This is a genomic window from Pseudomonas sp. rhizo66 (assembly GCF_031931925.1).
Taxonomy (GTDB): domain Bacteria; phylum Pseudomonadota; class Gammaproteobacteria; order Pseudomonadales; family Pseudomonadaceae; genus Aquipseudomonas.
The window spans coordinates 16,923-40,246 of record NZ_JAUJWZ010000007.1 but is presented as its reverse complement, the minus strand read 5'-3'; the positions used below and the strand labels follow the sequence as shown (position 1 = coordinate 40,246).

18 protein-coding genes, 2 tRNA genes and 2 pseudogenes are annotated in these 23,324 nt (G+C 59.8%); 13 read left to right on the top strand and 9 right to left on the bottom strand.

Features of this window, described 5'->3' with window-relative positions:
• The first annotated feature begins 111 nt into the window (after window positions 1-111).
• The 8 genes from QZR14_RS10340 to ychF all read left to right on the top strand — a co-directional run bounded on the left by QZR14_RS10340 (window position 112) and on the right by ychF (window position 7,033).
• Window positions 112-1,836: a tetratricopeptide repeat protein gene (locus QZR14_RS10340; RefSeq protein ID WP_250606183.1), complete on the top strand. Its 1,725-nt coding sequence runs from the start codon at window positions 112-114 to the stop codon at window positions 1,834-1,836.
• A 3-nt stretch (window positions 1,837-1,839) separates the two neighbouring features.
• Window positions 1,840-2,457, top strand: a complete 618-nt coding sequence (gene lolB / locus QZR14_RS10335) for a lipoprotein insertase outer membrane protein LolB (protein WP_250606182.1) — start codon at window positions 1,840-1,842, stop codon at window positions 2,455-2,457.
• 3 nt (window positions 2,458-2,460) lie between these two features.
• A complete protein-coding gene (gene ispE, locus QZR14_RS10330; protein ID WP_250606181.1) occupies window positions 2,461-3,312 on the top strand; it encodes a 4-(cytidine 5'-diphospho)-2-C-methyl-D-erythritol kinase in 852 nt (283 codons plus the stop codon).
• A 36-nt stretch (window positions 3,313-3,348) separates the two neighbouring features.
• Window positions 3,349-3,423, top strand: a tRNA-Gln gene (locus QZR14_RS10325).
• 45 nt (window positions 3,424-3,468) lie between these two features.
• Entirely contained in the window at window positions 3,469-4,410 is a 942-nt protein-coding gene (locus QZR14_RS10320; RefSeq protein WP_003171603.1) for a ribose-phosphate pyrophosphokinase, read from the top strand.
• Between the two features lie 141 nt (window positions 4,411-4,551).
• The gene (locus tag QZR14_RS10315) at window positions 4,552-5,154 is read left to right on the top strand and encodes a 50S ribosomal protein L25/general stress protein Ctc (protein WP_250606179.1); all 603 of its coding nucleotides are present in this window, start codon (window positions 4,552-4,554) and stop codon (window positions 5,152-5,154) included.
• Window positions 5,155-5,325: 171 nt separating this feature from the next.
• Entirely contained in the window at window positions 5,326-5,910 is a 585-nt protein-coding gene (gene pth / locus QZR14_RS10310; RefSeq protein ID WP_007912902.1) for an aminoacyl-tRNA hydrolase, read from the top strand.
• Between the two features lie 22 nt (window positions 5,911-5,932).
• Window positions 5,933-7,033, top strand: coding sequence for a redox-regulated ATPase YchF (gene ychF, locus QZR14_RS10305; RefSeq protein ID WP_103306068.1), 1,101 nt, complete (start codon window positions 5,933-5,935; stop codon window positions 7,031-7,033).
• Window positions 7,034-7,213: 180 nt separating this feature from the next.
• Here the strand turns inward: ychF and QZR14_RS10300 are convergent, their stop codons facing one another.
• Window positions 7,214-8,431, bottom strand: a complete 1,218-nt coding sequence (locus QZR14_RS10300; protein WP_250606178.1) for an MFS transporter — start codon at window positions 8,429-8,431, stop codon at window positions 7,214-7,216.
• A 332-nt stretch (window positions 8,432-8,763) separates the two neighbouring features.
• Between QZR14_RS10300 and QZR14_RS10295 the strand changes: the two genes are divergently transcribed.
• Window positions 8,764-10,821 (top strand): methyl-accepting chemotaxis protein, encoded by a 2,058-nt coding sequence (locus tag QZR14_RS10295; RefSeq protein ID WP_311996491.1) that lies wholly within the window; start codon window positions 8,764-8,766, stop codon window positions 10,819-10,821.
• Between the two features lie 115 nt (window positions 10,822-10,936).
• Window positions 10,937-11,013 (top strand) — tRNA-Met (locus QZR14_RS10290).
• A gap of 68 nt (window positions 11,014-11,081) precedes the next feature.
• Here the strand turns inward: QZR14_RS10290 and QZR14_RS10285 are convergent.
• The 3 genes from QZR14_RS10285 to QZR14_RS10275 all read right to left on the bottom strand — a co-directional run bounded on the left by QZR14_RS10285 (window position 11,082) and on the right by QZR14_RS10275 (window position 13,248).
• Window positions 11,082-11,306 carry a SymE family type I addiction module toxin gene (locus tag QZR14_RS10285; protein ID WP_250606176.1) on the bottom strand — a complete coding sequence of 75 codons (225 nt, stop codon included), beginning with the start codon at window positions 11,304-11,306 and terminating at the stop codon, window positions 11,082-11,084.
• A 79-nt stretch (window positions 11,307-11,385) separates the two neighbouring features.
• The gene (locus tag QZR14_RS10280) at window positions 11,386-11,778 is read right to left on the bottom strand and encodes a helix-turn-helix domain-containing protein (RefSeq protein ID WP_311996490.1); all 393 of its coding nucleotides are present in this window, start codon (window positions 11,776-11,778) and stop codon (window positions 11,386-11,388) included.
• A gap of 360 nt (window positions 11,779-12,138) precedes the next feature.
• A complete protein-coding gene (locus tag QZR14_RS10275; protein ID WP_311996489.1) occupies window positions 12,139-13,248 on the bottom strand; it encodes a DUF2817 domain-containing protein in 1,110 nt (369 codons plus the stop codon).
• A 274-nt stretch (window positions 13,249-13,522) separates the two neighbouring features.
• Here QZR14_RS10275 and ggt point away from each other — a divergent pair, with 274 nt between their 5' ends.
• Complete coding sequence (ggt, locus tag QZR14_RS10270) at window positions 13,523-15,355, top strand: gamma-glutamyltransferase (RefSeq protein WP_311996488.1); 1,833 nt, start codon at window positions 13,523-13,525, stop codon at window positions 15,353-15,355.
• 81 nt (window positions 15,356-15,436) lie between these two features.
• On the opposite strand, the gene QZR14_RS10265 is transcribed toward ggt, so the two are convergent.
• From QZR14_RS10265 to QZR14_RS10250, 5 genes and pseudogenes are all read right to left on the bottom strand, one after another.
• Window positions 15,437-16,069 carry a LysE family translocator gene (locus tag QZR14_RS10265; protein ID WP_311996487.1) on the bottom strand — a complete coding sequence of 211 codons (633 nt, stop codon included), beginning with the start codon at window positions 16,067-16,069 and terminating at the stop codon, window positions 15,437-15,439.
• 72 nt (window positions 16,070-16,141) lie between these two features.
• Complete coding sequence (locus QZR14_RS10260) at window positions 16,142-16,741, bottom strand: flavin reductase family protein (protein ID WP_311996486.1); 600 nt, start codon at window positions 16,739-16,741, stop codon at window positions 16,142-16,144.
• 175 nt (window positions 16,742-16,916) lie between these two features.
• Window positions 16,917-17,354: pseudogene (locus tag QZR14_RS28050) on the bottom strand (methyl-accepting chemotaxis protein); the annotation flags it as partial.
• Window positions 17,355-17,456: 102 nt separating this feature from the next.
• Window positions 17,457-18,143: pseudogene (locus QZR14_RS28045) on the bottom strand (PAS domain-containing protein); the annotation flags it as partial.
• Window positions 18,144-18,349: 206 nt separating this feature from the next.
• Complete coding sequence (locus QZR14_RS10250) at window positions 18,350-19,663, bottom strand: MFS transporter (protein ID WP_250606169.1); 1,314 nt, start codon at window positions 19,661-19,663, stop codon at window positions 18,350-18,352.
• A gap of 349 nt (window positions 19,664-20,012) precedes the next feature.
• Between QZR14_RS10250 and QZR14_RS10245 the strand changes: the two genes are divergently transcribed.
• Window positions 20,013-21,431, top strand: coding sequence for a short-chain fatty acid transporter (locus tag QZR14_RS10245; RefSeq protein WP_311996484.1), 1,419 nt, complete (start codon window positions 20,013-20,015; stop codon window positions 21,429-21,431).
• Window positions 21,432-21,621: 190 nt separating this feature from the next.
• Entirely contained in the window at window positions 21,622-23,319 is a 1,698-nt protein-coding gene (locus QZR14_RS10240; RefSeq protein WP_250606167.1) for a molecular chaperone HscC, read from the top strand.
• Window positions 23,320-23,324 lie beyond the last annotated feature (5 nt).

Here is a 23,324-nt window from a genome sequence, read left to right as displayed (position 1 = left end):
CTATTGTCCCAATCGTCAGTCCCTATAATGGGCACAATTGAGTCTCGGTTATGTTTGGTTGAAGGCTTGTGTCATGATGATCCGACCGCAGGTTAGTCGTCCTCTTCCTATATGAATAGATCTTCCGCGTTGCTCCTCGCTTTTGTCTTCCTCAGCGGCTGCCAGGCCTTGGCCCCCGTTTCGCCGGACGGTACGCCGTCGGTTGAAGACACCACGCCCGCGCCTGAAAAGCCCAAGGTTTACAGCTCGTTCAGCGAGGAAACCGTTTTCAGCCTGTTGAGCGCCGAACTCGCCGGCCAGCGCAATCGCTTCGACATTGCCCTGGACAACTACGTGACCCAGGCCATCAACACCCAGGATCCGGGCGTCTCCGAGCGTGCATTCCGTATTGCCGAATATCTGGGCGCCGATCAACCGGCCCTCGATACCGCGCTGATCTGGGCGAAAAATGCCCCGGACGACCTCGAAGCGCAACGCGCCGCCGCCGTGCAACTGGCGCGCGCCGGGCGTTATGACGACTCGATGGTCTATATGGAGAAGGTCCTGCAGGGCAAGGGCGACACCCATTTCGATTTCCTCGCGCTGTCGGCAGCGGATACCGATCAGGAAACCCGCAACGGTCTGATGAAAAGTTTCGACCGCTTGTTGCAGCGTCACCCGAACAACAGCCAGCTGATTTTCGGCAAGGCCCTGTTGTTGCAACAGGATGGCGACAACAAAGCCGCACTGGCATTGCTCGAAGACCATCCGCCGGAAGAAGGCGAGATCGCACCGATCCTGCTGCGCGCACGTCTGCTGCAATTGCTCAACCGTGGCGACGAAGCCCTGCCCCTGCTGCAAAAAAGCATCAAGAAATACCCGGACGACAAACGCCTGCGCCTGACTTACGCGCGCATGCTGGTTGAGCAAGACCGCATGGAAGACGCCAAGGCCGAGTTCTCCAGCCTGGTTCAGCAATACCCGGAAGACGACGAACTGCGTTACTCGCTCGCCCTGGTCTGCCTGGAAGCCAAAGCCTGGGACGAGGCCAAGGGTTATCTGGAAGACTTGATCGCGCGCGAAAGCCACGTCGATTCGGCGCACCTGAACCTCGGTCGCATCGCCGAAGAACGCAACGACCCGCAAGGCGCCCTCATCGAGTACGCCCAGGTCGGCCCGGGCAACGATTATCTGCCGGCGCAATTGCGTCAGGCCGACATCCTGATGAACAACGGCAAAACGGCTGAAGCGCAAAGCAAACTCGCCGCCCAGCGCGACGAGCAACCGGATTACGCGATCCAGCTGTACCTGATCGAATCGGAAACCCTGTCGGCTAACAAACAGGACGACAAGGCCTGGAAAGTCTTGCAGCAAGCCTTGCAGCAATACCCGGACGATCTGAACCTGCTCTACACCCGGGCGATGCTCGCGGAAAAACGCAATGACCTGGCGCAAATGGAAAAAGACCTGCGCCTGATCATCAAGCGTGATCCGGACAACGCCATGGCGCTCAACGCGCTGGGCTACACCCTGTCCGACCGCACCACCCGCTACGCTGAAGCCAAAGCGCTGATCGAGCAGGCACACCAGATCAATCCGGAAGACCCGGCCGTACTCGACAGCCTCGGCTGGGTGAACTACCGCTTGGGCAATCTGGACGACGCCGAGAAGTATCTGCGCCAGGCGCTGGAGCGCTTCCCGGATCACGAAGTCGCCGCGCACCTGGGCGAAGTCTTGTGGACCAAGGGCAACCAGCGTGAAGCCAAACAAATCTGGGGCAAATTCCTCAAGGATCAGCCCGACAGCACCATTCTGCGCAGCACCATCAAGCGCCTGACCGGATCCGAGACTCTTTAACTCATGTTTTTGCGCCACGTTATTGTTTTCAGCTTCATCGCCCTGCTCGCCGGCTGCTCGGGTTTTGGCACTCGCGAATCGGTCGAGGGCCACGGCAGTCCGGCTCAATGGGCCGCGAACAAACAACAGCTGACCGGCCTCGACGGCTGGCAGATCGACGGCAAGATCGGCATCCGCGCACCGAAAGATTCCGGTAGCGGCACGCTGTTCTGGCTGCAACGTCAGGACTATTACGACATTCGCCTGTCCGGCCCACTGGGTCGTGGCGCGGCCCGTTTGACCGGGCGCCCGGGCAAGGTTTCGCTGGAAGTTGCCAATCAAGGTCGCTATGACTCCGAGTCGCCGGAAGCGCTGCTTGAAGAGCAACTAGGCTGGAAACTGCCGGTGTCGAACCTGGCCTGGTGGGTGCGTGGCCTGCCAGCCCCGAACAGCAAAAGTCGCCTGAATCTGGATGCCGACAGCCGCTTGGCCAACCTCGAACAGGATGGCTGGAAAGTCGAATACATCGCCTACACCGAGCAGAACGGTTACTGGTTGCCGGAACGCATCAAGTTGCACGGCACTGACCTGGACGTCACGTTGGTGATCAAGACCTGGCAACCGCGCAAGTTGGGGCAATAACCCATGACCGCTGCACGCCTGACCCTGCCCTCGCCGGCCAAACTCAATCTGATGCTGCACATTCTCGGTCGCCGTGAAGACGGTTATCACGAATTGCAGACGCTGTTTCAGTTTGTCGATTATGGCGACGAGATCACTTTTGCCGTGCGCAATGACGGCGTGATTCAACTGCACACCGAATTCGCAGGCGTGCCCCACGACAGCAATCTGATCGTGCGCGCGGCGAAAATGCTCCAGCAACAATCCGGTTGCTCGCTCGGTATCGATATCTGGATTGATAAAGTGCTGCCCATGGGCGGCGGCATCGGCGGTGGCAGCTCGAACGCGGCGACGACTTTGCTCGGCCTGAATCATTTGTGGCAATTGGGTTGGGACGAAGATCGCCTGGCCGAACTGGGCCTGACGCTGGGTGCCGACGTACCGGTTTTCGTCCGTGGTCACGCGGCGTTTGCCGAGGGCGTGGGCGAGAAACTGACCCCGGTCGATCCCGAAGAACCGTGGTATCTGGTGCTCGTGCCGCAAGTCTCTGTTAGTACGGCAGAAATTTTTTCCGATCCTTTGTTGACACGTAACACGCCGCCCATTAAAGTGCGCCCCGTTCCCGAGGGAAACAGTCGAAATGACTGCTTGCCGGTGGTTGCAAGGCGTTATCCAGAAGTACGTAACGCATTGGATTTGTTAGGTAAATTTACCGAAGCAAAGCTCACCGGAACTGGAAGTTGTGTGTTTGGGGGCTTCCCAAGCAAAGCTGAAGCTGATAAAGTCTCGGCCCTTCTGACAGAGACCCTTACAGGGTTTGTAGCCAAAGGCAGCAACGTTTCGATGTTGCACCGCAAGCTGCAAAGTCTGCTCTAAAGGAACCAAGTGCTCGGCACTTGATGCAACAGATACAGGGGCGTCGCCAAGCGGTAAGGCAGCAGGTTTTGATCCTGCCATGCGTTGGTTCGAATCCAGCCGCCCCTGCCATTTTCTATACTCATCCAGGTTACCCTCAGCCTCTAGGTACTGCGCGTGTCCAAGATGATGGTCTTTACGGGGAATGCTAACCCCGATCTGGCTCGGCGTGTCGTACGTCAGCTGCATATCCCTCTCGGTGACATCTCTGTCGGCAAGTTTTCCGACGGCGAAATTACAGCCGAGATCAATGAAAACGTTCGCGGTAAAGACGTTTTCATTATTCAGCCGACTTGCGCTCCGACCAACGATAACCTGATGGAACTGGTAGTGATGGCTGATGCCTTCCGCCGCTCCTCGGCTACTCGTATCACTGCTGTTATTCCTTATTTTGGTTATGCCCGTCAGGATCGCCGTCCGCGTTCCGCACGTGTGGCTATCAGCGCGAAAGTCGTTGCTGACATGCTTACCGTAGTCGGCATCGACCGTGTTCTCACGGTTGATCTGCATGCTGACCAGATTCAGGGTTTCTTCGATATTCCGGTAGATAACATCTACGGCTCCCCGGTACTGGTGGATGACATTGAAGATCAGCGCTTCGAAAACCTGATGATCGTGTCCCCGGACATTGGTGGCGTCGTGCGTGCACGTGCCGTTGCCAAATCCCTGGGCGTGGACCTCGGGATCATCGACAAACGCCGTGAGAAAGCCAATCACTCTGAAGTGATGCATATCATCGGTGATGTCGAAGGGCGTACCTGCATTCTGGTCGATGACATGGTCGATACCGCCGGCACTCTGTGCCACGCGGCCAAGGCCCTGAAAGAGCATGGCGCAGCCAAGGTCTTTGCCTACTGCACACACCCTGTGCTGTCGGGTCGGGCCATCGAGAATATCGAAAATTCCGTGCTGGACGAGCTGGTGGTGACCAACACCATCCCGCTGTCCGCTGCAGCACAAGCCTGTGCACGTATCCGTCAACTGGATATCGCACCGGTTGTTGCCGAAGCGGTTCGCCGCATCAGCAATGAAGAATCGATCAGCGCGATGTTCCGTTAAGGGCCCTGCCCTTCGCGAAATGTCTTGTTGACGAAAAGCGCCCCGCCCCGGCATTCCTGCCGGGGCGGGGCTTTTTTGCCCATACCGTGTTCGGCGCTGGTCGCAAACGCCACTCGGTCATGGCTATTTTGGAGATACAAAATGAACGATTTTACTCTGAATGCTGAAGTGCGTTCCGACCTGGGGAAAGGTGCGAGCCGCCGCCTGCGTCGTATCGCTAGCCTGGTTCCAGCTGTAGTTTACGGTGGCGAGAAAGCCCCTGAATCCATCAGCATGCTGGCCAAAGAAGTTACCAAACTGCTCGAAAACGAAGCGGCTTACAGCCACATCATCGAGCTGAACATTGGTGGCACCAAGCAAAACGTAATCATCAAAGCTCTGCAGCGTCACCCGGCCAAAGGCCACGTGATGCACGCTGACTTCGTACGCGTTGTCGCTGGCCAGAAACTCACCGCTATCGTGCCTGTGCACTTTGTCGGCGAAGAAGCTCCAGTGAAAAAAGGCGGCGAAGTTTCGCATGTTACTTCGGAAATCGAAGTGACCTGCCTGCCTAAAGACCTGCCTGAGTTCATCGAAGTCGACCTGTCGAAAGCAGAAATCGGTTCGATCATTCACCTGTCGGACCTCAAAGCACCTAAAGGCGTTGAGTTCGTTGCTCTGGCACACGGCGATGACAAGGCTGTTGCCAACGTCCACGCTCCACGTGTTGCTCCAGAAGCTACCGAAGAAGGCGCAGCAGAGTAATTCACTCTGTCATGCCTGAGTGAGCAAGTAACATCGCGGACTGGAACGTAGCGAGAAAGCGGGCGAGAACGCGGAGTTTACATCCATGGTAAATGAGCATTTTTCGTCCACTTTCGCCGCTTTCCCTGATCGCGGCGATGTTATCCACCACTCAAAGGAAGGGCCCCTATCGTGACTGCCATCAAACTGATCGTTGGCCTGGGAAATCCAGGCGCTGAATACGACCAGACCCGGCATAACGCAGGGGCCCTTTTTGTTGAGCGCATCGCTGACGCACAAGGTGTCAACCTTGTCGCCGATCGCAAATATTTCGGCCTGACCGGGCGCTATTCTCATCAGGGTCAGGATGTTCGTCTGCTGATTCCCACCACGTACATGAACCGCAGCGGCCAGGCCGTGGCGGCACTCGCCGGTTTCTTCCGCATCAAGCCTGAAGAAATCCTCGTGGCGCACGACGAACTCGATCTGCCTCCGGGCGTTGCCAAGCTCAAGCAGGGCGGCGGCCATGGCGGTCACAACGGGTTGCGCGACATCATTGCGCAATTGGGTAATCAGAATACGTTCTACCGCCTGCGGCTTGGCATTGGCCACCCGGGCGTCGCCAGTATGGTTTCAAATTTCGTCCTGGGTCGTGCGCCACGCGCCGAACAGGAAAAACTCGATGCCAGCATCGACTTTGCCCTCGGCGTGCTGCCGGATATCCTCGCCGGTGAATGGAACCGCGCGATGAAAAACCTGCACAGCCAGAAGGCCTGACTCTTATCCGAGGGGAAACACCATGGGATTCAATTGCGGCATCGTCGGCCTGCCTAACGTCGGCAAGTCCACCCTGTTCAACGCCCTGACCAAATCCGGTATCGCGGCCGAGAACTTCCCCTTCTGCACGATCGAGCCGAACAGCGGCATCGTGCCGATGCCGGATCCGCGTCTGGAAGCCCTGGCGGCCATCGTCAACCCGAAGCGCATCCTGCCGACCACCATGGAATTCGTCGACATCGCAGGCCTGGTAGCCGGCGCCTCGAAAGGTGAAGGCCTGGGCAACAAGTTCCTGGCCAACATCCGTGAAACCGACGCGATCGCTCACGTTGTGCGCTGCTTCGAAGACGACAACGTGATCCACGTTTCCAACAGCGTCGACCCGAAGCGCGACATCGAAATCATCGACCTGGAACTGATCTTCGCCGACCTCGACAGCTGCGAGAAGCAACTGCAGAAAGTCGCGCGCAACGCCAAGGGTGGTGACAAGGACGCCGTGGTTCAGAAAGCCTTGCTTGAGCAACTGATCGCCCACTTCACCGAAGCCAAGCCGGCGCGCAGCCTGATGAAGAACATGAGCGCGGACGAAAAGGCCGTGATCAAGGGCTTCCACCTCCTGACCACCAAACCGGTCATGTACATCGCCAACGTCGCTGAAGACGGTTTCGAGAACAACCCGCACCTGGACGTGGTCAAGGCCATTGCCGAAGAAGAAGGCGCGATGGTCGTTCCGGTCTGCAACAAGATCGAAGCGGAAATCGCCGAGCTCGATGACGGCGAAGAGAAGGACATGTTCCTCGAGGCCCTGGGCCTGGAAGAGCCTGGCCTGAACCGCGTGATCCGCGCCGGTTACGAAATGCTGCACCTGCAGACCTACTTCACCGCCGGTGTCGAAGAAGTCCGCGCCTGGACCGTCAAAGTCGGTGCCACCGCACCTCAGGCTGCTGGCGTGATCCACACCGACTTCGAGAAAGGCTTCATCCGCGCCGAAGTGATCGCCTACAACGACTTCATCCAGTACAAGGGCGAAGCCGGCACCAAAGAAGCCGGTAAATGGCGTCTGGAAGGCAAGGATTACATCGTCAAAGACGGCGACGTAATGCACTTCCGCTTCAACGTGTAAACGTTACGCCCAAGAAAAAGCCGCGTTTGATACGCGGCTTTTTTGTGCCTGAGATTTACTGCTGAACCTATTTCCCCTGCGGGAGCGAGCCTGCTCGCGAAGAGGGAGTGTCAGTCACATCTCTGCGGATGTCACACCGCATTCGCGAGCAGGCTCGCCCACAGTTGGAATTGTGTGGGGTCAGGCCTTTTTGGTGCGCGGCAGGAAAATCGCCAACACGCCAAACAAGGGCAGGAACGAACAGAGGAAATACACGTACTCAATCCCGTGCACATCCGCCAGATGCCCCAGCAGCGCCGCGCCAATCCCGCCAAAACCGAACATCAAACCGAAGAACACCCCGGCAATCATCCCGACATTGCCCGGCACCAGCTCCTGCGCGTACACCACAATCGCCGAGAACGCCGAAGCCAGAATGAAGCCGATTACCACGCTGAGAACCGTGGTCCAGAACAGATCAACGTGGGGCATGAGCAGCGTGAACGGCGCGACGCCGAGGATCGAGAACCAGATCACCGCTTTACGGCCGATCTTGTCGCCAATCGGCCCGCCGAAGAACGTCCCCGCCGCCACGGCTCCGAGAAACAGGAACAGGTGCAACTGCGAACTGGCCACCGACAGGTCGAACTTCTCGATCAGGTAGAACGTGAAGTAACTGGTCAGGCTGGCCATGTAGAAATACTTCGAGAACACCAACAGCCCCAGCACCACCAGCGCACTGATCACCCTGCCCTTCGACAACCCGTGAGTCGCTGCCTGGCCGGCCTTGAGCTTGAACAGGTTCAAGTGATGGGCGTACCAGCGACTGATGCGGTACAGCACGAACAGCGCAAACACCGCGAACAAACCGAACCACGCCACATTGCCCTGGCCGAACGGGATGATGATCGCCGCCGCCAGCAATGGGCCGAACGCCGAACCGGCGTTACCGCCGACCTGGAAAGTCGACTGCGCCAGCCCAAAGCGCCCGCCCGAGGCCAGCCGCGCAATCCGCGAGGCTTCGGGGTGGAACGTCGAGGAACCGATACCGATCAACGCCGCCGCCAGCAGGATCAGGGGGAAACTGCCAACCATCGACATCATCACGATGCCAATCAACGTACAAATCGACCCCGCCGGCAACAGCCAGGGTTTCGGATGCCGATCGGTGTGATAACCGACCCACGGCTGCAACAGCGATGCCGTCAGTTGAAACGTCAAAGTGATCAGACCGACCTGAGTGAACGTCAGGCCATAGTTGGCCTTGAGCATCGGGTAGATCGACGGCAGCACCGACTGGATCAGGTCGTTGATCAAATGCGCCAGCGCCACCGCGCCGATGATACGCATCACCAATGGGCTGCTTTGCGGAGCAGCGGGCGCCGAGGCAGCGGCGGTCTGAACGTTGCTGATAGCCATGGAAGTTTCCGGACAGCAGATGGGTGCACGCAGGCAAGTGCGTCAATGTGCCATTTTTCGGTGCGCCAGCGCCATCCCCTTAGCCAGCTAACTAACTGACTGGTCGTCGACTACAAGGTGATAGCGCAACGCCATGGTCTGAATCTTGCCTTGCTTCTCCCCTTGAACGCGGGCGCCTTACAAAGGCGACCGACAATGGGAAGTTTCGCTACAGAGCCGGCCTACAGAGCGGGCGAGAGTGAACTTTCGAGGCCTTTTAGAGGGCACAGGTCGCGATCGAAATGAGCGCGATGCACGCCGATGGTGCGTGGTGTCCAGAGGAGTCATGGGGCATGCAGGCTTTCCTTTCACCGGGGATCAAATTGCTGGGGCGGTTTGGCTTCGCAGGTAAATTCCAGTTGTTGTTTTTGCTGTTCATTCTGCCGTTGGCCGGCAGCCTGTTGATGATCGGCCAGGACTATCGCGACAAGCTCAATCTGATTTCCGGCGAACGCGCCGGTGTGCGCCAGTTGCTCGCACTCGATGCGCTGGACGACCTGCTCGCCGCCCAACGCGACCGCGCCGCCCGTTGGCGCGCCACGGAAACCAACCGCCAACCGACGCCGGCCACCCTCGCCGCCATGGGCGCGTTCGACGCGGTACAGCCGGCTGTCCTGCAAGCCACCACCGATTTGGGCGCTGCGCTGAAAAATGAAGGTGCCGAGGGGGAAACACTCAGCCGCTATCAGGCGCTGCAAACCGCACTGAACGGGTTGGATTCGAAAAGCCTCAGCGGTGTCGGTTGGTGGCCGGACGGCTACGACCGCTTCACCAGCGCCCTCAGCGCGCTGCAAGCGTTGCGCGAGCAGATCGTCATGGACAATCGCCTGACCCTCGCACCGTGGCTGGAAACCTATCTGCTGACGCAGATCTCCACGCAGCACGCGCCGGACCTGATCGAACGCGTCGGACGCCTCGCAGCAGTCGGCCAGGCCTCAGTCGTTTCCGGCCAATTCACCCTGCAAAGCCGCTTGCAATTGCGCGACTTGCGCAGCCGCATCGGCGATGCCCGCGAGCAACTGGTCAAAACCGCCACGCTGCTCGAAGCTCGCCTGCCGAAAGATCAGCAGAGCTGGGCCAGCCAATACCATGACAGCCTCAAACACCTCGACAGCGGTTTGAAGGTGCTGGATGACGGCGTGTTCGGCGGCAGCATCAATCTTAAACCAGAGGACTTCGAACGCAGCCTCGATGCACTGCTGAGCGACCTCGCCGCTCTGCGCCAGAAGTCGCTGGTGTCGCTGGACCAACGACTGGATGCCTACCACAGCTCAGCGATCCGCCAATTCATCATGGTCGCGGCGATCTTCGGCTGCCTGCTGCTCGCGGCGCTGTATTTGTTCGTCTGCCTGCAAGCCTCGATCCGTCGCAGCGCCAGCGGCATCACCCTGCTCGCCGAAGCCCTTCGCGATGGCAACCTCAGTCTGCAAGTACCGGTGGAGGGCCGCGATGAGCTGGCGGCGATCAGCACCGCACTCAACGTTGCCGTGGTGCAATTGCGCGCGAGCATGCTCGGTGTCGATCACGAAACCTCGCAGTTGAGCCATGCCGTGCGCAGCCTCAACGAACACTCCAGCGGCGCTCTCGGCGAAGTCGAGGCGCAGCAGTTGCAGATCAGCCAGATCGCCGCCGCTGCGACGCAATTGGCCGCCACCTCGCAAGGCGTGGCGCAGAGTTGCGAACAGGCCTCCGGCAGCGCTCAGCAGACCCGGCGCATCGCCGCCGACAGCAGCCGTGACAGCCAGCGCACCACGGCGAGTATTCAGCAGCTCAATCAGCGTTTGAACGAAACTGCAGCGGCACTCGGCCGGGTCAGCGAGCAAGGCCAGCAGATTCAATTGGTCGTCGACACCATTCGTGGTGTCGCCGAGCAAACTAACCTGCTCGCACTCAATGCGGCCATCGAAGCCGCACGCGCCGGTGAACAGGGACGCGGTTTCGCCGTGGTGGCCGATGAAGTACGCAGCTTGTCGCAACGCACGCAATCGTCAACGGCGCAGATCGCCGGCACGGTCGACAGCTTGCGCGCCACGGTCAATGAAGCGGTGAGTCTGATGGAAGCCGCGTGCGGCCAGGCGCAAACCGATGCCGAGTCGGTCACCGGTCTGGGTGAACGTTTGGGCGAAATTGCCAGCGCTGTGCAGAGCGTCACCGATACCCTGGCGCAGATCGCTACGGCGGTTGAGGAACAGGCGAACACCGCCGACGAGGTCAGCGGCAATATCCAGCAGGTTGATCAGGCGGCCGTGCGTTTGCTTGAAGGCGCAAGGGCGGTGAACCTCGCGGCGGACACCCTGAGTCAGGGCAGCCATGCCTTGAGCGCCAATACGGCAAGATTTCAGCTGCGTTGAAGCCCCACCCGGCCCGGATTTCGCGGGCCGGAGGATAAGCGGTTGAAAATAAGAAGAAATATTTTAAATTTACGCTTGACGCTTTTCCATTTCAGGGGAATAATGCGCGCCACTTGGCTACATAGCTCAGTTGGTTAGAGCATAGCATTCATAATGCTGGGGTCCGGGGTTCAAGTCCCTGTGTAGCCACCAAGTACTAAAAACGGCTTACCGAAAGGTAGGCCGTTTTTTTATGCCTCTGGAAAAGTCTTGGTGATCTGTTATTCCGCTGTAATCACCAGACACCCTTTCATCACACGCACTTTGACGTTCTCGTTTACCTCGAATCCTGCCTGTCGTAACCACAGTCCGCGAAGCCTGATCCAGGGCACCGGTTTGGCGGGGCTGTAGGCTTTTTCCTTGGTGTGGACTGGGTAAAAGTCTGCGGCGATTTTCAGCCGGCGTTCAGTGATGGGGGTTGATGACGTATGATTGGTTTTAGCCATGATTAGCTCCTGTCTAGCTGCTTTTGGTTAGCGGGGCCAGGGTGTTCGTGCACCTTGGTTCCGCGTTCTTTGGGTTACTTCAAACTTCTTTTTCTTCGTTGCTCGTTTTGGTCGCTGCCTGTGCGATCAGGGCGTCGAGCATCTGCGCAATGACCTTCTGCTGGACCTTCGAAAGCTCATTGATCGACTGCAGCCGTCGATACCACGTCGAGGTCAAGCTGCGCCTGGGCGTCTCCGTGTACGAGGGAACCCCGAGCAGGTCTTCAACAGGCACGCGAAGCGCAAATGCCATCTTCACCAGTGTCGTGACCGGCATGCTGCGGGTGCCCTCCTCGTAGCCCTGAAAGGTTTGCCGAGAAAGACCTAAAGCCCGTGCAAACCGAGTCTGGGTGATCTCGTGCACTGTGCGTAAGTGAGCGATGCGACTGCCCATCGCCACCAGAAAATCGCGATCCTCATTGGAAATACTCATGACAATGGCCGACTGAACATAGAGTTGAATGGCAACGGACTCATCCTTTTCATCTGAAATCCATCCTGGAGAAAACGATAGAAACCATCCTCAGGCAGCCGAGCGTAAGTTGTCGACCTGAAAAGTCTGTAGGAGAAATGTGGAACAGCCGCCAAGCTGGAGCGAAGTACTACAGGCGCGAAATGCCTTTTCATTCGACTGAACCGGTACCGAGCGATCAGGTTGAAAAAACGCTGTAGGAAACAGGTTCGATCCAGATATGAATTAAATCGCGCACCACAAATGCAAAAACGGCTTACCGCAAAGTGAGCCGTTTTTTTGTGCCTGGAGGAAAGTGCCGACAGCAAAGAGACTGATGAGCTACTGCGAGCAGTTTTCCAATGCCGACAATCCTTTCGCCCAGATCTGCCGCGTGCGCAAACCGACCATTGCGCGCCAATCCGGATCAGCCGGATAAAACTGCTCCAGCAGATTCAACTTGATCCCCCGCCCCGTCGCATCCAGCGGATCGCCATGCAGATGCAGCCAATGGTCATCGCGCAAATAACGATGTACCTCCGGCCCCGGATACGTCCCGCACTCGATCACGAACGGCATCAACTGCACGTCCGGCAACGCATTGAGCAATGCCTGCGAGGTGTACCCGGTAGCCGTCGCTGCCACACCGGTTTCGCTCAAGGTATCGGCGCCGGTGTGTAGCGTGTAAAGCCATGGGCCGTAGATCGATTGGGCTTTTGCCAGAGCCGGATAAGGCGCCCGGGTGATGGTCAGCAACATCGGATGGCCGTATTCGCCAGCGCCGGTATGCAGATCAAAACACATCACGGTTTCAGCGCCAGCCAAATGCGTTTCGATGATTTGATGCAAGGTGCGATTCGACCAGCTCGGTGCGCGGCCACCGTAAAACAATCCGTCGGGATGACTGTGCTGACCGCCCTCGACAATCGACATCACTGCCGGCCAGCCGTGTTCGTCGATCTGCGCATCGAGCAGGGCATCGGCGCGTTGGCGCTCGGGGCCGTGCAAATCGGTGCAGGCGTAGATTTCATGCAGTGCGGCGTAAGCGTGGTTGTCCGGCAGCGGTCCTGTGAAATCCTGATGATTGCGGTTGAGGTCGATGTTGTCTTCATTGACCCGACGCAGCCATGCGGTGCCCCATGGGTTGATAAGGTGCACCATCACCACCGCGACATCATTGGCCAGCGAACCGGGTACGAATGCCTTCAGCCAATCGATCTGACAATCCGAGCCGTAATAGCCCTCGACACCGTGGGTACCGCTGAGCGCTACCAGTCGGCGTTTGGCCTGTGGATCACCGAGCATGGCGACGTCGGTGCTCAGCGGTTCGCCAAAAGGGCCGCAACGTGGATGTGCGTAGGAGGTGAGCGTGGCGCCAGCGGCATGGGCGGCTGCGAGAAACTTGTCGCGTTGATCGCGGTAGCTGGATTCGATGGGGAACTCGCTGTGCATATCGGTCTCTTGTTGATCTTGTAATTGTAGGAGTGAGCCTGCTCCGGGCGGCGTTCCGACGAAGGCGGTGGTGCATCCAACATTTGGTTGCCTGACACGCCGCATTCGCGAGCAGGCTCGCTCCCACAGGGGCGAATTTCAGTTCGATGAATTTGCGGTTGACCCTAGCGAACATCCGCCCCGAAAAGAAAGACAAAAATGCCCACCGGTTTGCGTCGCGACCGAGCGGTCGATAAAGTCCCTGAGACTTTTTATCCACGGACGGAGAGCCCGCGTGTTTTCAGCCTTGCCCTTGAGCCGCTTTCGCCTGCCAGCCCTGACGCTAATCATCAGCGCCCTGACCCTCACCGCGTGCAACGCCCCGCCCTCCTCGACCTTGCCGCTGGCCCCGGAAGCCGCTTCCGGTTACCGCACTGATCTGCAAACCCGCCACGCCAGCCAACACATGGCCGCCGCTGCCAATCCACTGGCCGCTGAAGCCGGGCGCGAGATGCTGCGTCAGGGTGGTTCGGCAATTGATGCGGCGATTGCGATGCAAGCGGTATTGACGCTGGTTGAGCCGCAATCGTCCGGGATCGGCGGCGGCGCGATGATCGTGTTGTGGGACGGCAAACAGGTTCGCACCTACGACGGTCGCGAAACCGCACCGGCCGGCGCTACCGAGAAGCTGTTCTTGCGTGCCGATGGCCAGCCGATGTCGTTCCCGCAGGCACAGATTGGCGGTCGCTCAGTCGGTACACCGGGCGTACTGCGTGCGCTGGAGATGGCGCACAAACAACACGGTCGCCTGCCTTGGGCCAAGCTGTTTGAACCGGCGATTAAACTGTCCGAGCAAGGCTTTGCCATTTCGCCGCGCCTGCATTCGCTGCTGGAATCAGATCCGGTGGTCCGCAAATCACCCGACATGGCCAAGTATTTCCTCAACGCTGATGGCAGCGTCAAAGCCGTCGGCACGCGTCTGCAAAACCCGGCATTGGCTGCAGTGCTCAAACGCATCGCCAACGAAGGTGCCGACGCGCTGTACAAAGGCCCGATTGCTGAAGAAATCGTCGCCAAAGTGCAAGGCCACGCCAACCCCGGCAGCCTGTCGCTGAACGATCTGCAGCGCTATCAGGCCAAGGAACGCGCGCCGCTGTGCACCGACTACAAACGCTGGCAGGTTTGCGGCATGCCGCCACCGTCGTCGGGCGGGATCGCCGTGGCGCAGATTCTCGGCATCTTGCAGGCGCTGGAAACCCGCGATCCAGGTCTTTCGCTGACACCGCTGAAACCGGTGAAAACTGACAAACCGGCTGGCATCGAACCGGCGCCAGAGGCTGTGCATCTGATCGCCGAAGCCGAACGTCTGGCCTACGCCGACCGCGCGCAATACGTCGCCGACACCGACTTCGTGCCGGTGCCGGTCAAAGGCCTGGTCGATCCGGGTTATCTGGCCAGCCGCGCCAGCCTGATCGGTGAACGCAGCATGGGCAGCGCCAAACCGGGCACACCGCCGGGCGTACAAGTGGCCTACGCCCCGGACCGTTCGCCGCTGCGCATCTCCACCTCGCAAGTGGTCGCGGTGGATGACCTTGGTGGCGCGGTGTCGATGACCACCACCATCGAAGCCGCGTTCGGCTCGCACCTGATGGTTCAGGGTTTTCTGCTGAACAATCAGATGACTGACTTCTCGTTCATCCCCGAAGAAAACGGACAGAAAGTCGCCAACCGCGTCGAACCCGGCAAACGCCCACGCTCGTCGATGGCGCCAACGCTGATCTTCGATCGCCACAGCGGCGAATTCCTCGCCAGCGTTGGCTCACCGGGCGGTTCGCAAATCATCGAATACGTGGCGAAAACCACCGTCGGCCTGCTCGACTGGAACCTCGACCCGCAAAGCGCCATCAGCCTGCCCAACTTCGGCAGCCGCAACGGCCCCACCGAACTGGAACAAGGCCAGTTCAGCCCGGCGCTGATTCAGGCGCTGAAAGACAAAGGGCATGCGGTGAATGAAATCGACATGACCAGCGGCACCCAGGCCATCGTGCGGGTCAAGGATGCGCAGGGGAAAACGTCGTTGGAAGGCGGCGCGGATCCACGGCGTGAAGGCGAAGCGTTAGGGAATTGAGGCTAGGACGCAAAACAAAAAAGGCTTACCGAGAGGTAGGCCTTTTTTCATGCAACTGATTAACTCGGGAGATCACTCGGCTCAGCGATTAGCCACCAGATGCGCCCCAAACAGCAAATAACAACCACCGGCCAAGCGATCCAGCCATTGTCGCGAACGCTCATACAAACCGGCAATCCGCCGACTGGCGAAGAACAGCGCCACGCAGCAATACCAGCTGAACGACAACGTCGCCATGGTCAGCACCGCCAGCGCCAGCAACAGTGGCGGAATATGAGCCGGCATGGCGGTGGCGAAGATGGTGGCGACGAACAGTGCGGACTTGGGATTGGTCATGTTGCCCAGAAAGCCCCGCCCGTAAGCGCCGAGCAATGTCTGCTCCGAGGTATCGGGCGCGCCCGGGACGATCGGCGCCTTGCGCTTGAACTGCTTGAGCCCGAGGTAGATCAGGTAACAGCCGCCGGCAATCTTGAAGCTCAGGTACAGCGTTGGCGCCGCGCTGAACAGCGACTGAATGCCCAAGCCCCCCGCCAGCCCCCATAACACCGTTCCGCTGGCAACGCCGAGCGCCGCGACAACGCCATGGCGGCGAGAACGGCTAACCGCCAGTTGCGCGATGTTGAAGAAGTTCGGACCGGGCGTGACCACCGCGACTGTCCACAACAGGGCCAGCGACAGCAGCGGCGCCAGATAACTCGAAAGGGCAAGATCCATGGGCATGCGCCTGATTGGTTCGACGATGCCCACTACCTTGCAACATCCGGCAATGTTTTGCCATCAGCCCATTCAGACCGCGAGCGTCTTGCCATCCACCGCATCACCAATCGTCAGGAAATGCCCACCCGCCACGTGGTGCAAGGTGCGCAAGCCGTCATGCCCCTCGAAATGCCAGCGCCCGTCGCTGAACACGCGCTCATCGGCGTGGGCGGCGATGACTTCGGCGAGGAACAGGTCGTATTGCTCGTGATTGCGCGGCTCCGGGAGCAAACGGCATTCCAGCCAGGCGACGCAGCCGTCAAGCAGCGGCGCTTCGACTTGTTCACCAGCAAAAGTCTGCAGGCCATAGGCCTGAAACTTGTCTTGCCCTTGGGTCTGGCTGATTTCCAGGCCCGACGTATTACCGACGGTTTGCACGATGTCGGCCTGATTGGCGCACGGCACATTGAGCACGAAGGTGCCGGAGGCTTCGAGCAACTGGCGGGTCCAGGTGGATTTGTCGAGGACGACGGCGACTTTCGGCGGTTCGAAATCCAGCGGCATCGCCCAGGCGGCGGCCATGATGTTGCGCTCGCCATCATGGGCGGCGCTGACCAGCACGGTCGGCCCGTGGTTGAGCAAACGGTAGGCTTTGTTCAGGGGCACCGGGCGGCGGTGGGAATCGCTCATGGGGATCTGCTCCGGGGGAAAAGGAGCCGATTGTAGCGCCAGACCACAGAAAGAAGGCGGGTGAAAAACCTGTGGGAGCGAGCCTGCTCGCGAAAGCGGTGTGTCAGTCAACAGCACTGCTGAGTGAACTGACGCCTTCGCGAGCAGGCTCGCTCCCACAATGGATCAGTGGAGATTAGTTGGAGAGTTGATTGGCAAACTGGCCGACTGCATCCACTACTTTTTGCGCGCCATCCTGAATCTCGACAATCACCGTGCCCGCCTCCGCCGCCAGCGCCAGGCCTTGTTCAGCCTGGAGTTTGCCGTCGGTCATCAGGGCCACGGCGTTGCGCGCCATTTCCTGGTTCTGCCGCACCACGGTGACGATCTCTTCAGTCGCCTGACTGGTGCGCGACGCCAATTGCCGCACCTCGTCCGCCACCACCGCAAAGCCTCGGCCCTGCTCGCCGGCACGGGCCGCTTCGATGGCGGCGTTGAGCGCCAGCAGGTTGGTCTGTTCGGCAATGCCGCTGATGGTTTTGACGATGGTGCCGATCACCTGCGACTGCTCGTTCAGCGCTTCAATGCCTTCGCCGGCAGCCTGCATGTGTCGCGACAGATCTCGCATTACGTTGACCGCTTCAGTCACCACCGTGGTACCGCGCTGGGCGGTGCTGTCGGTTTGCTGCGAGGTGCTGTAGGCGATGCTGGCCGCGTCGGCGACGGCTTGCTCGCGATTGACCTGATCGGTGATCACCGTAGCGAACTTCACCACTTTGTACAGTTTGTCGTTTGCATCGACCACCGGGTTGTAGGACGCCTCCAGCCACACGGTACGGCCATGGCTGTCGACACGCTTGAAGCGGTTAGCCACGAATTCGCCGTTGTTCAGACGTCGCCAGAAATTCTGGTACTCAGCGCTGTTGTATTCCTCCGGCGTGCAGAACATCCGGTGATGTTTGCCCTTGATCTGCGCCAGGCTGTAACCCATGCCGCTGAGGAAGCGGTCGTTGGCGTTGAGCACATTGCCGTTGAGGTCGAATTCGATGACAGCGGTGGAACGCACCAGCGCACCGATCAGGTTTTCGTGTTCACGCGAGGCTTCGATGGTGCGGGTCAGGTCGCTGGCGAACAGCGAAATGTGCTTGATCCGCCCATCCGAAGACCGCACCGGTTGCACGATCGAACGCAGCCACGCTTCCTCACCGTTGCCGCGCAACAGGCGCACGGCGCCGGCGAAATGCTCGCCGCGGGTCATGGCGTTTTTGAAACGGTGGTGGAATTCGTCGGTCTTCACATGAGCCGGGACGATGTCTTCAATCACCCGCCCGATCAGGTCCTGGCTCTTGTAGAGCATCTCGGTGAGGAAGTTCTGGTTGACCGATTGAATGCGCCCGTCGGGCTCAAGGTTCAGCACCAGCATCTCGCTTTCCAGGCTTTCCTTCACTTGCACAAGGCTGGAGAGTTCTTCACGAAGAGTGGCCAGCTCTTGCTTCAGGCGTTTGTTGAACATGGGAAAGTACCGATGGGCAGGATAGAAAGCGGGATACAGCCTAGCCATCGGCCTTGAAAAAAATTTCTGAAGAGCGCTTGCGACCCGTCGGTCAAAAATAGTTCGAGCGCACGCTGTCAGGCGGTTCCGGCGACCTGACATTGTCCTGTGCGTGGCATTCGCGAGCCGAAATACGCGGCACTCAACAGCCCCACCACGCCCATCACAGCGCAGAACATCACACAGATCCACGGGCTCCATGGCATCAGACCGATCAGCAACAGTGGTGTGATACTCGCCCACGCGGCGTAGGCAATGTTGTAGGTGAAGGAAATGCCTGACACGCGGATACGCGCCGGGAACAACCCGACCATTACCGACGGCACCGCGCCGACCACGCCGCAGGCCAGGCCGGCAATGGCATACGCGATACCAATCCACTCGCCACCGCTGATCAGGCAGCCGTAAAGCACGCCGATGCCCAGCGGCAGCAGCAGGCTATAGAGCATGACCGTGCGCCACGCACCGAAACGATCGACCAGCAACCCGGCAATCACGCAGCCGATATTGAGAAACACGATGCCCAATGCACTGAGCGCGAAGGTGTGGCTGGCGGTCATGCCGAAGGTTTTCTGCATCATGGTCGGGGTGATGACGACGAATACCACCACCGCCGAGGTCAGCACGCAGGTCAAAAGCATCGCCGGCAGCATCGCCAATCGATGCTCGCGAAGCACCGTGCGCAGCGGCAGTTCGACCCGCGCCTCGCGCTGCGCTTCCATGGCCATGAACACCGGGGTTTCGCTGAGCCAGCGGCGCAGGTAAACGCCGACTACACCGAACACGCCGCCGAGCAGGAACGGGTAACGCCAGGCGTAATCGAGGATTTCCGCCGGGGTGAACACTTGCGCGAGGAACGTCGCGGTCAACGCGCCGATCAGGTAACCGAAGGTCAGCCCGGCCTGCAAAAAGCCCAACGCGTAACCACGATGGCCGGCCGGCGCGTGTTCGGCGACGAACACCCAGGCGCTCGGCACCTCACCACCAACCGCCGCGCCCTGCAGGATGCGCAGCGCCAGCAACAGCAACGGCGCGAAATAACCGATCTGGGCATAAGTCGGCATGATCCCGATCAGCAGGCACGGCAGCGCCATCATCAGGATGCTCAGGCTGAAGACTTTCTTGCGCCCGAGTTTGTCAGCGAAATGCGCCATCAGAATTCCGCCCAACGGCCGCGCCAGGTAGCCGGTGACGAAGATCCCGAAGCTTTGCAGCAGACGCAGCCACTCGGGCATTTCCGGTGGGAAGAACAACTGGCTGAGGGTCAGGGCGAAGAACACGAAGATGATGAAATCGTAGATTTCCAGCGCGCCGCCAAGGGCCGCAAGGCCGAGGGTCTTGTAGTCGGAACGGCTGAACGGCGCGGGTTTGGCCGGGGATTGGGCAGTCATGGCAAAGAACTCTGAATCAGGCAAAAAACCAAGGCGCCCATGGTCTACGCAAACGGGCGGATGGACAACCCGTTAGACCATAGTCCCGGTTTTGCAAAAGCGGCTCACAAAGAGTCGGCCGTTGAATTACTGTTAATGCCTGTCCAGCGGGACCACGCCAACGCCGGCCAACCGCCGTGAACCCATGTGGGAGCGAGCCTGCTCGCGAAAGCGTCAGCCCAGCCAACTTCAATGTTGAATGTGCCGACTTCTTCGCGAGCAGGCTCGCTCCCACACGGATCTCTGTGTTGTCGAGATCGGCGAGCGTTCCCGCGGACCACAATAACCATAAAAATCCGAGGTACTCCCTGTGGCCGTTGATATCGAAGATAGCCGCTCTGCGCGCTTTGCCCTGCGCTGTTCAAGCTTTGCCGAACGCTGGTTTCCCGACTCCTGGGTATTCGCCGCGCTGGCGGTGATCATCGTCGCTTTGGCCACTTTGGCCATGGGCGCGAAACCCACCGATGCGGCGATGGCGTTCGGCGACGGGTTCTGGAGTCTGATCCCGTTCACCATGCAAATGGCCTTCGTGGTGATCGGCGGCTACGTAGTCGCCAGCTCGCCGCCCGCCGTGAAACTGATTGATCGCCTGGCACGTATCCCGAAAAACGGCCGTTCCGCCGTGGCCTGGGTGGCGCTGATCTCGATGGTCGCGTCCCTGCTCAATTGGGGCCTGTCGCTGGTGTTCGGCGGTTTGCTGGTGCGCGCCCTCGCCCGCCGCACCGATCTGAAAATGGATTACCGCGCCGCCGGTGCTGCGGCTTATCTGGGCCTTGGTGCGGTGTGGGCACTGGGTTTGTCGTCGTCGGCTGCGCAGTTACAAGCCAACCCCGCCAGCCTGCCGCCGTCGATCCTGTCGATCACCGGGGTGATTCCGTTCACCGAAACGATTTTCCTCTGGCAGTCCGGCGTGATGCTGCTGGCGCTGATCGTGATCTCGATCATCATCGCCTACGCCACCGCACCCGGGCCGAACTCGGCGCGCGACGCCAAGGCCTGCGGCATCGACCCGGCCTTCAACCTGCCACCGCTGCAACCGCGCACACGGCCGGGTGAATGGCTGGAGCACAGTCCACTGCTGATCATCGTGTTGGTGCTGTTGGCGGCGGGATGGCTGTTTCACGAGTTCTCGAGCAAACCGGCGATCACTGCGATTTCCGGCCTCAATACCTACAACTTCCTGTTCATCATGCTCGGCGCATTGCTGCACTGGCGCCCGCGCAGCTTCCTCGATGCCGTGGCCCGGGCGGTGCCGACCACCACCGGCGTGTTGATCCAGTTCCCGCTGTACGGCTCGATTGCTGCGCTGATGACCACGGTCAAAGGCACCGACGCGCAAACCCTGGCGCATCACATTTCGACGTTCTTCGTCAGCATCGCCTCCCACGACACTTATGCGCTGTTGATGGGCGTGTATTCGGCAATTCTCGGTTTCTTCATCCCGTCCGGTGGCGGCAAGTGGATCATTGAGGCGCCGTACGTGATGCAGGTCGCCAATGATCTGCAATACCACCTCGGCTGGGCGGTGCAGATCTACAACGCGGCCGAAGCGCTGCCGAACCTGATCAACCCGTTCTACATGCTGCCGCTGCTCGGCGTACTCGGGTTGAAGGCACGGGATCTGATCGGTTTCTCTTTCGTGCAACTGCTGGTGCACACGCCGCTGGTGCTGCTGTTGCTGTGGGCGTTGGGGACGACGCTGGCGTATACACCGCCAGTGATGCCTTAACCCAAAGCGGGGGCGCAGTCATGATGGCCGCGCCCCACACTTTTCTCCTGAAACAGCCCTGTGTCGGGCTGCCTGTCGCAAATAATGGCTCAGAGCCATCATCCTGCTTTACCGCATCGCTCCCTCGGTAATATTCTGCGCGCCCATAAATGTTTCCATTTTTTACCAAGCGCAAAGGGAGTTCGTTGCAATGATCGTAGGGATTGACCTGGGAACCACCAACAGCCTGGTCGCCGTCTGGCGTGGCGATGCCACCGAGTTGGTGCCCAATGCCCTGGGCCAGTTCCTGACACCGAGCGTAGTCGGTCTGGATGATCAAGGCCGGATTCTGGTGGGTCAGGCGGCGCGCGAGCGTCTGCACACGCATCCGCGCCTGACCGCGTCGCTGTTCAAGCGCCACATGGGCAGCGCCACGGAAATTTATCTGGCCGACAAGGCGTTTCGCCCGGAAGAACTGTCTGCGCTGGTGCTCAAAAGCCTGAAAGAAGACGTCGAGCGCGCGTTCGGCGAAACCGTCACCGAAGCTGTGATCAGCGTCCCGGCCTACTTCAGCGACGCGCAACGCAAAGCCACGCGCATCGCCGGCGAACTGGCCGGGCTGAAGGTCGAGAAGCTGATCAACGAACCGACCGCCGCCGCCCTCGCCTATGGACTGCACCAGCGCGACAAGGAAACCTCGTTCCTGGTCTTCGACCTCGGTGGTGGCACGTTTGACGTGTCGATTCTGGAGCTGTTCGAAGGGGTCATGGAAGTGCGCGCCAGCGCCGGTGACAACTTCCTCGGTGGCGAAGACTTCGACACGGTGCTGCTGGAGCACTTCATCAGCCAGCACCGCTCGGCCGCCGATTTCCCTGAGCGCAGCAGCGTCATCCAGCCGCTGCGTCGCGAGGCCGAGCGTGTGCGCAAGGCACTGGGTCAGGACGACAGCGCCGAATTCCGCTTGCAGCTCGGTGAGCGGCAGTGGACGCAAACCATCACCCAGCAACAGCTGGCGACGCTGTACATGCCGCTGCTCGAGCGCCTGCGCGCGCCGATTGAACGAGCCCTGCGCGATGCGCGCATCCGCGTCAGCGATCTGGACGAGATTCTGTTGGTCGGCGGCACCACGCGCATGCCGCTGGTGCGCAAACTTGCCGCCGGGTTGTTCGGCCGCTTTCCGTCGATCACTCTGGATCCCGATCAGGTCGTGGCCCAGGGCGCGGCGATTCAAGCGGCACTCAAGGCTCGCGCCGCAGCGCTGGAAGAAGTGGTGCTGACCGATGTCTGCTCCTACACGCTGGGCATCGAGACCTCCACCCAGGTCGGCCGCAACTATGAGAGCGGCCACTACCTGCCGATCATCGAGCGCAACAGCATCGTCCCGGTCAGTCGGGTCAAGACCGTGTACACCCTGCACGACAATCAGGAACAGGTGGTCGTGCGGATCTTTCAGGGCGAAAGCCGCCTGGTCAAAGACAACGTGGCGCTCGGCGAGCTGGACATCAAGGTGCCGAAGCGCAAGGCCGGTGAAGTTGCCCTCGATGTGCGTTTCACCTACGACAACAACGGCCTGCTCGAAGCGCAGGTGAAAATCCCCCTGACCGGGCAGCAGCATTCGCTGGTCATCGAGAATAATCCGGGGGTGCTCTCGCCCGAAGAGATCCAGCAGCGCCTGGCAAACCTTGCGCAGCTGAAGATTCATCCGCGCGAGCAACAGGTCAACACGCTGTTGAGTGCCCGTCTGGAGCGTCTCTATCAGGAAAGCCTGGGCGATCTGCGTGATCTGATGGGCGATTGGGCCAAGCAATTCCAGATCGCGCTCGACTCTCAGGACGAGCGCCAGATCCGTGAAGTGCGCACCGACTTGAGCCGCCGCCTGAACGAACTTGATCGCACCCCGTGGCAATAAGGAGC